Raw genomic sequence first — 6,829 nt, 5'->3', positions numbered from 1 at the left:
GGGGAGGGGTCGGGCATCACGAGGCTCGCCGTGGACAGGCGGGCAGGGTCCGATGATCGGGCCTCCGAGGCAAGAGGGGCTTGGGCGGATCGGAACTGCCTTGGCCATCCCCTCGCCGTCATTGCGAGGAGGCGAAGCCGACGAAGCAATCCAGGGGCCGGTGCGCACCGGCCCCTGGATTGCTTCCCCCGGCTCAAGGCCGGGGTCGCAATGACGGTGTTGGGATTTCGATCGTTCGCGCGATCGACGAGGCAGTGCCGGCGCTCATCCGTTGGGTCTTGCAACGGACCCCGCACCGCGCTACACCCGGCCTCGCATCCAGAGCTGGGCTGACGCCCACGCCAACCTGCCTTCCCGGGCAAGGTGGTGGCCTCTCGCAAGAGGGGCGATGCGGCCGGACCGGCAACCAAACGGGTCGAAAGCCGCGCGTCAGCCCTCCTCGCAACCGCGAAGGAGGGTTTTTCATGTCTGCCTATCAGTCCGCGGCGATCCCGCTGGCCCGCCCCGGCGACACCGTCGAGCGGCTCGACGAGCGTCCCTGTCCCCGTCCGCGCGACCCGCAGCGGCGCGAGGTCCTCTACGCCGTGGTGCATCGCGGCGCCGGGTTGTGGACCCATCTCTACCGCGTCGTCGTCACCGCCGCGCTGCGGCCGGAGATCCATCTCGACCGCGTGCTGGAGGGCGACCGTCTGGCCGAGCTGCGCCGGATCTATGCGCCAGCGGCGGACCTGGCGGCGTAAGGCTCCGTCCATCACCGTCATTGCGAGCGTAGCGAAGCAATCCATGAAGCAGCCCGTGCGGGACGATGGATTGCTTCGTCGGCTTCGCCTCCTCGCAATGACGGTGGTGGATGGGGAATCCCTAAGTCGCCCGCACGTACCGCCCCGGCGCGTCCTCGATCGGGACCAGCCCGCCGTCGCCGGGATGCCGGGCCGGGACCTGGCCGCCGGCATGGCGGGAGACCCAGTCCTGCCATTCCGGCCACCAGGAGCCCTCGACCTGCTGCGCCCCCTCGAACCAGGCCTCCGGGCTCTCCGGTGTCTGGGTGTTGACCCAGTGGCAGTACTTCTTCGCCGCCGGCGGGTTCACCACCCCGGCGATGTGGCCGGAGGCGCTGAGGCAGAAGCGCACCGGCCCGCCGAACAGCTGGGTGCCGGCATAGGTCGACGCCCAGGGCGCGATGTGGTCGTCGCGGGTCGACAGCATGAAGGCCGGGGTCTTGATCGTGGTCAGGTCGATCGGCACCCCGGCCAGGGTGATGCCGCCCGGCCGCACCAGCCGGTTCTCCTGGTACATGTTGCGCAGGTAGAAGCTGTGCATCGCGGCCGGCATCCGGGTCGCGTCGCTGTTCCAGTACAGGAGGTCGAAGGGGAAGGGGTCCTTCCCCAGCAGGTAGTTGTTGACGACGAAGGACCAGATCAGGTCGTTGGCGCGCAGCAGGTTGAAGGTCGTCGCCATCGCCGAGCCTTCGAGATAGCCCTTGCCGGACATCTTGTGCTCGATCGTCCGCAACTGCTCCTCGTCGACGAAGATGCCGAGCTCGCCGGGGTCGGTGAAGTCGGTCAGCGTGGTGAGGTAGGTGGCGCTCGCGACCCGGTCCTGCTCGCCCTTCGCGGTCATCCAGGCCAGGGTGCAGGCCAGCAGCGTGCCGCCCAGGCAGTAGCCGATGACATTGACCTCGCGCTCGCCGGTCGCCTGCTCGATCGCGCCGATCGCCGCCAGCGACCCCTCCAGCATGTAGTCTTCGAAGCTCTTGGCCGCCAGGCGGCCGTCCGGGTTGACCCAAGAGACGACGAAGACGGTGTGGCCCTGCTCCACCGCCCAGCGGATCAGGCTGTTCTGCGGCTTCAGGTCGAGGATGTAGTATTTGTTGATCCAGGGCGGGATGATCAGCAGCGGCCGCCGCGCCACCGTCCCGGTCGCCGGCTCGTACTGGATCAGTTGCATCAGCTCGGTCTCGAACACCACCTTGCCGGGGGTCAAGGCGATGTTGCGGCCGATCTCGAAGGCGGTGCGGTCGGTCATGCTGATGGCGAGCTGGCCCTGGCCGCGCTCCAGGTCGGCCAGCATGTTCTCCAGCCCCTTGACCAGATTCTCGCCGCGCGAATCCAGGGTGCTGCGCAGCACCTCCGGATTGGTGGCGACGAAGTTCGACGGTGCCATCGCGTCGATGAACTGCCTTGTGTAGAAATCGACCTTCTTCGCCGTCTTGGCGTCCAGCCCCTCGACCTCGCGCACCGAGCCCTGCAGCCAGCGCGCGGTCAGCAGGTAGGACTGCTTGATGAAGTCGAAGACGGCGACCTCGCTCCAGGCCGGGTCCTTGAAGCGCTTGTCGCCCTTCTCCGCCGCCACCACCGGCTCCGCCTCCTGGCCCAGCATCCGCTGGGCGGTGCGGCTCCACAGCGTGGCGTAGTCCTGCCACAGCGACATCTGCGCCTGCACCAACCGGGTCGGGTCGGCCATCAGCCGCTGGGTCATGGCCAGGAAGGCGGTGCCGATGTTCAGCGGGTCCAGCTCCTGCGCCTCGGCCCGGCCCTGCTTCTCCAGGAAGGCGGTGACCAGCCGGGCGCTGCGCTCGGCGATCTCGACCATGCGGCGGGCCAGCTCGGCCGGGTCCGACGCGGGCGGGGCTTCTGGCGCGGGGTTGGTGGAGGCCGGCCGGGCGGCCGGTTTCGCCTCGTCGGGTCTGGCCCGGATCTCCGGCTTCGCCTCGGCGGGCGCCGCATGGCCGTCCGACCGGGCAAGCTCGGGTTTGGCCCGGGGCTTCGGCTTGGCCGCTGCGGGCTTCGTGCGGGATTTCGGCTTGGCCTCGGCGGGCGCCGTCCGGGCGCTCGGCCTGGCGGTCTCGGGCTTCGTCCGGGACGTTGCCTTGGCCTTCGCCGGCTTGGTCGGGGCCGCCGCCTTGACGCCGGCAGCCTTGGCCTCCGGCTTGGCCGCTGTGGGCTTGGCCTTGCGCCCGGCGGCGGCCGGCGTCCGGGCCTCGGGGCCGGCTTCGCCGGACTTCGCCCGGCGGGGGGCGGGGCGGGCGCGCTCGGTCATAAGGATCTCCCTGGCTGCGGCGGCGTCGCCCGAAGCGCGGATTCGGGAGCCGAATGCCGCTTATCTGCCACTTTGCACGGCCATCCTCTTTCCAGTCCACCCTTTCAACGAAGTGTGCTAGGCACGTGCCCATGCGTCGCACCGGCTCTCTCATGATCGCTTCCGCCCGCCCCGGCCTTCCGGTCCGTGGCGCCGTTGCCACCGTCGCCCTCGGCCTCGCTCTCGCGGGCTGCGGCGGCCGCATCTTCGACGGCACGCCCTATACCGGCGACGTGCAGTCCTCGGTGCCCAAGGTCGAGACCGCCGAGGTCTCGCCCCTCGGGCCGGCCGAGCCGCCGCCGGTGCCCAGCGTCGGCGGCCCCCTGGGCACGGCGCCGACCGGCGACACCAAGACCTATACGCTGCCCGCTTTGGCGCAGACCGACGCCGACCGCGCCGCGATGCAGCAGGCCCGGGCGCAGCAGGCCGGCATGCAGCAGCAGCGCCGGGCGCAGATCGAGCAGCAGCGCCAGCTCGCCTTCCAGCGGCAGCAGCAGATCGCGCAGCAGCAGGCCGCCCAGCAGCAGGCGGCGCAGCAGCAGCCGACCGGCACGGTGGCGCCGATGAGCTTCGGCCAGCGCCGCAACACCGCCGCGCCCTCGGCCATGGAGGCGATGCCGCGCCCGGCATCGGAGCAGGCCTATCCCAGCCTCGGCACCGTGCCGGAGAAGCCGACCGATCTGCCGACGCCGGAGCAGCAGGCCGCGGTGCGCAGCCAGCTGGAGGCCGACCGCGCCGCCTCGGGCGCGCCCGGGGCGCTCAGCTTCGGCAACAAGCCGGCCGGCCAGGCCGCAGCGGCCCCCGCCCCGGAGGCCAAGCCGGCCTTCAGCTTCAACAACCGCGTCGCCGGCACGGTCAAGTTCGACGGCGGCAGCACCACCCTGCCGGCCTCGGCCAGCAGCACCATCGAGAACGTGGCCAAGACGGCGCAGAGCCCGAAGCTGCGCGTGGTCGGCTTTGGCGCCGGCGACGGCGCGGCCCAGGCCAAGGCGCGGGCCGAGGCGGTGGCCGCGGCGCTGCGCGCGGCCGGCGTCGACCCGGCCCGAATCGTCACCGGCGGGTCGGCCGACACCCGGCCGAACATCACCGACGGGCAGGCCGCCCGCGTCGAAATCTACCTCGCTCAATAGGCTCAGAACCGGACGCCCCGACGGGCGTCGGGGGGACACGTCGATGACCGATCAGGACTTCCACCGAATCAAGCGCCTGCCGCCCTATGTGTTCGCCGAGGTGAACGCGATGAAGGCGGTGGCGCGAGCTCGGGGCGAGGACATCATCGATCTCGGCATGGGCAACCCGGACGGGCCGCCGCCGAAGCATGTGATCGAGAAGCTGACCGAGGCGGCGCAGAATCCGCGCAGCCACGGCTATTCCACCTCCCGCGGCATCCCCGGCCTGCGCCGGGCCCAGGCCGCCTACTACCAGCGCCGCTTCGGGGTCGAACTCGACCCCGAGAGCGAGCTGGTGGTCACCATCGGGTCGAAGGAAGGCCTGGCCAACCTGGCCCAGGCGATCACCAGCCCGGGCGACATCATCCTGGTGCCGAACCCGAGCTACCCGATCCACATGTTCGGCTTCATCATCGCCGGCGCGGCGATCCGGTCGCTGCCGATCACGCCGGGCACCGACTTCATGGACGTGCTGGAGCGGGCGGTGCGGCACAGCGTGCCGAAGCCGACCGCGCTGGTGCTGAACTACCCGTCGAACCCGACCGCCGAGGTGGTCGACCTCGACTTCTATCGGCCGATCGTGAAGTTCTGCCGCGAGCACGGCATCTGGATCCTGTCCGACCTGGCCTATGCCGAGATCTATTTCGACACGGCGCCGCCGCCCTCGATCCTGGCGATCCCCGAGGCGCGCGACATCGCGGTCGAGTTCACGTCGCTGAGCAAGACCTACTCGATGGCCGGCTGGCGCATCGGCTTCGCCGCCGGCAACAAGCGGCTGATCGCGGCGCTGGCGCGGGTGAAGTCCTATGTCGACTACGGCGCCTTCACGCCGCTGCAGGTGGCGGCGACCGCGGCGATCAACGGGCCGCAGGACTTCGTCGACGAGATGCGGGCGCGCTACCGCCTGCGCCGCGACACGCTGGTCGAGGGGCTGCGCGCCGCCGGCTGGCCGGTGGAGAAGCCGGAGGCCAGCATGTTCGTCTGGGCGCCGATCCCGGAGCCCTTCGCCCGCGGCGGGTCGCTCGCCTTCTCCAAGCTGCTCTTGGAGGAGGCCGGGGTGGCCGTGGCGCCGGGCATCGGCTTCGGCGAATACGGCGACGGCCATGTCCGCATCGCGCTGGTCGAGAACCACCAGCGCATCCGCCAGGCCTGCAAGGCGATCAAGACCTTCCTGAGCCGGCGGCGCAACGACCCGCAGCCGGCCAGCCTGCGCGTGGACACTCTGAAAGCGGTATCGTGACTTCCGTCCTGAAAATCGGCATCGCCGGCCTCGGCACGGTCGGCGGCGGCGTCCTCCGCCTGCTGCAGGCGCATGCCGACCTGCTGGCCCAGCGCAGCGGCCGGCGCATCGTTGTCGCCGCCGTCTCGGCCCGCGACCGCCACCGCGACCGTGGTGTGCCGCTCGACGGCGTGCGCTGGTACGACGACGCGGTGGCCCTGGCCGCCGACCCCGAGATCGACGTGGTGGTCGAGCTGATCGGCGGCGCCAACGGCGTCGCCAAGACCGTCTGCGAGACCGCGATCGCCCATGGCAAGCCGGTCGTCACCGCCAACAAGGCGCTCCTGGCCGTGCACGGCCCGGATCTCGCCGCCCGGGCCGAGGAGGCCGGCGTGGCCCTGGCCTTCGAGGCGGCGGTGGCCGGCGGCATCCCGGCGATCAAGGGGGTGCGCGAGGGCCTGGCCGGCAACCGCATCGACGGCGTGTTCGGCATCCTCAACGGCACCTGCAACTACATCCTGACCGAGATGCGGACCACGGGCCGCGAATTCGCCGAGGTGCTGGCCGAGGCGCAGAAGCTCGGCTATGCCGAGGCCGACCCCAGCTTCGACGTCGACGGCGTCGACGCCGCGCACAAGCTGGCGGTGCTGGCGGCGCTGGCCTTCAACGCCCGGGTCGAGTTCGACGACCTGCACATCGAGGGCATCCGCCAGGTCTCGGCGCTGGACATCGCCTATGCGCAGGAGCTGGGCTACCGCATCAAGCTGCTGGGCATCGCCCGGCGGACAGAGCAGGGGCTGTCGCTGCGCGTCCACCCCTGCATGGTGGCCGAGGCCTCGCCGATCGCCCATGTCGAGGGCGTGTTCAACGCCGTGGTGGCGCAGGGCGATTTCGTCGGCCAGGTGATGATGACCGGCCGCGGCGCCGGCGCCGGCCCGACCGCGTCCGCCGTCGTCGCCGACCTGGTCGACCTGGCCCGGGGCCTCAAGGTGCCGGTGCTCGGCATCCCCGCCGCGCGGCTGGAGCGCGCCGCCGTGCTGCCGATGGACCATCGCCGCGGCGCCTATTATCTGCGGCTGATGGTGGTCGACCGCCCGGGCGTGATCGCCGACGTGGCCGCGGCGATGCGCGACCAGCAGATCTCGGTCGAGAGCCTGCTGCAGCGCGGCCGGTCGCCAGGCGACGCGGTGCCGCTGGTGATCGTCACCCATGAGACGGACGAGGCGGCGATGACCCGGCTGCTGGCGGCGCTGGGCGCGCTGGACGCGGTGCTGGAGCCGCCGCATGTCATTCGCATCGAAGACCTGTGATCATTCCCGGTACCGGCTGTCACGGAAAGCCGGTACACCCGTCGCACGATGTG

General features: G+C 71.1%; 5 protein-coding genes and 1 riboswitch. Of the genes, 4 read left to right on the top strand and 1 reads right to left on the bottom strand.

Annotated features, from left to right (window positions below; genetic code table 11):
* Positions 1-309 precede the first annotated feature (309 nt).
* A riboswitch (SAM-I-IV-variant riboswitch) is annotated at positions 310-420 on the top strand.
* Positions 421-464: 44 nt separating this feature from the next.
* A complete protein-coding gene (locus BWR60_RS29495) occupies positions 465-740 on the top strand; it encodes a hypothetical protein (protein WP_088155752.1) in 276 nt (91 codons plus the stop codon).
* A gap of 121 nt (positions 741-861) precedes the next feature.
* Here BWR60_RS29495 and phaC read toward each other — a convergent pair whose 3' ends face one another.
* Positions 862-2,592 (bottom strand): class I poly(R)-hydroxyalkanoic acid synthase, encoded by a 1,731-nt coding sequence (phaC, locus tag BWR60_RS29490; RefSeq protein ID WP_088155764.1) that lies wholly within the window; start codon positions 2,590-2,592, stop codon positions 862-864.
* A gap of 599 nt (positions 2,593-3,191) precedes the next feature.
* On the opposite strand from phaC, the gene BWR60_RS29485 reads away from it, so the two are divergent.
* Genes BWR60_RS29485 through BWR60_RS29475 form a run of 3 tightly spaced genes read left to right on the top strand, consistent with a single transcriptional unit; the run spans position 3,192 to position 6,776 of the window.
* Complete coding sequence (locus BWR60_RS29485) at positions 3,192-4,208, top strand: OmpA family protein (protein ID WP_179222002.1); 1,017 nt, start codon at positions 3,192-3,194, stop codon at positions 4,206-4,208.
* Between the two features lie 43 nt (positions 4,209-4,251).
* Entirely contained in the window at positions 4,252-5,487 is a 1,236-nt protein-coding gene (locus BWR60_RS29480; RefSeq protein WP_088155748.1) for an LL-diaminopimelate aminotransferase, read from the top strand.
* The gene (locus BWR60_RS29475; protein WP_088155746.1) at positions 5,484-6,776 is read left to right on the top strand and encodes a homoserine dehydrogenase; all 1,293 of its coding nucleotides are present in this window, start codon (positions 5,484-5,486) and stop codon (positions 6,774-6,776) included. The genes BWR60_RS29480 and BWR60_RS29475 overlap by 4 nt, the downstream gene beginning before the upstream one ends.
* Positions 6,777-6,829 lie beyond the last annotated feature (53 nt).

This window comes from Inquilinus limosus, from assembly GCF_002195995.1.
Classification (GTDB): Bacteria; Pseudomonadota; Alphaproteobacteria; order DSM-16000; family Inquilinaceae; genus Inquilinus; species Inquilinus limosus_C.
The sequence above is the reverse complement of the archived record's forward strand: the minus strand, read 5'-3'. Positions and strand labels throughout refer to the sequence as shown.